This window comes from Haloferax sp. s1 (assembly GCF_058382125.1).
Genome location: NZ_JBZRPK010000450.1, coordinates 1 through 1466, shown reverse-complemented (window position 1 = coordinate 1466; position 1466 = coordinate 1). Strand labels below are relative to the sequence as shown.

2 protein-coding genes are annotated in these 1466 nt (G+C 67.2%); both read left to right on the top strand.

Annotation, left to right across the window (positions count from 1 at the left end; translation table 11 throughout):
• The coding region (locus QT222_RS06485) for a dehydroquinate synthase/iron-containing alcohol dehydrogenase family protein (protein ID WP_491476689.1) at window positions 1–827 on the top strand (827 nt) is incomplete at its 5' end.
• Between the two features lie 242 nt (window positions 828–1069).
• On the top strand, window positions 1070–1466 hold a 397-nt coding region (locus tag QT222_RS06480), incomplete at its 3' end, for a DUF420 domain-containing protein (RefSeq protein ID WP_491476688.1).

Below are 1466 nucleotides of genomic sequence, written 5' to 3'. Positions count from 1 at the left end.
GGGGCGGGGGCGCGGGCGCGCGCGCACGACCCCCCCTCCCCCCCCCCCCCGGGGGGCGGGCCACCCACGGCGGGGGGGAGGGGGGCCCCCCGCCCCCCCTCGCCTGTGGTCCCGCCGCGGCCCCCGCGGGGGCGGCCCAGGCGGCCCTCCTCCCGGGCGGGTCGTCGATCCCGGAGGGCGCCACGCCTCACGCGGGCGCCGCCGCCCCGCCGCTGGCTGTCGTCGCCGACACCGAACTGCTCGCGGAGGCTCCGTGGGAACTCACGACCGCGGGCTGTGCGGACATCATCTCGAACTACACCGCGGTCAAGGACTGGGAACTCGCCCACCGCCTGAAGAATGTCGAATACTCCGAATACGCGGGCGCGCTCTCACAGATGACAGCCGAGATGCTCGTCCAGAGCGCCGACTCCATCAAGCCGGGTCTCGAAGAGTCCGCGTGGATAGTCACGAAGGCGCTCGTCTCTTCGGGTGTCGCCATGTCTATTGCCGGGTCGTCCCGGCCCGCCTCGGGTGCTGAGCACCTCTTTTCTCACCAACTCGACCGCATCGCCCCCGGCCGCGCGCTCCACGGCCATCAGGTCGGCGTCGGTTCTATCCTCACCGAATACTTCCACAGCGGCCCTCGCGGCGAGTGGACGGATATCCGCGACGCCCTCTCGACGATGGGCGCGCCGACGACGGCCGACGAACTCGGTATCGACGGCGAGACGGTTATCGAGGCGCTGACGACGGCCCACGAGATTCGCGACCGCTACACCATCCTCGGCGACGGCGTCAGCGAGGACGCGGCCATCGAGGCGGCGACGATTACTGGCGTTATCTAAACCACCTTTTAACGCCTCGGGTCGCAGGGCGACCACTCGGCGCAAAAACCTGTCCTCGTGAGCGTGAACGAACGAAGGCTCGTGAGATGCGCCGCGTCTCACGGCGGAGGGAAAAGGCCGCAGCTCGCTCACTCCGTTCGCTCGCTGCGGTCCGAGTCAGAGCGACTTCCCCGCTTGTCTTGTCCAACCTCTTCCCGTTCCGAACCCGAAGAGGGATTACACCGTCTTCCTAATCCCCGGTCATGGCAACTGCGAGCGCCGGCAATCCGCTGAAGGAACATCCCGCGGCCGCGACTGCTGTCCTCTCGGTGGTCGGCTACGCTGTCGTCGTCGGCACCTTCCTCGGATTCGTCCCCGGCAGGGTCTTTCCCGACTTGTCGCTCGAACAGGTGAACCTCCTTTCGGACGCGATTGCTGTCGTCAACACCATCAACGTCCTCGTCATCGCGGCTGGCTGGCGCTGGATTCGGCGCAACGAGGTGAAAAAACACGCCACCGCGATGGTTACTTCGTTCACGCTCATCCTCGTGTTCCTCGTGATGTATCTCACGAAAATCGGCGGCGGCGGCACCAAAGAGTTCGTCGGCCCGACGTTCGCGTACTACCCGTACCCTTATACCCCTCTGACGCTCCCGACCA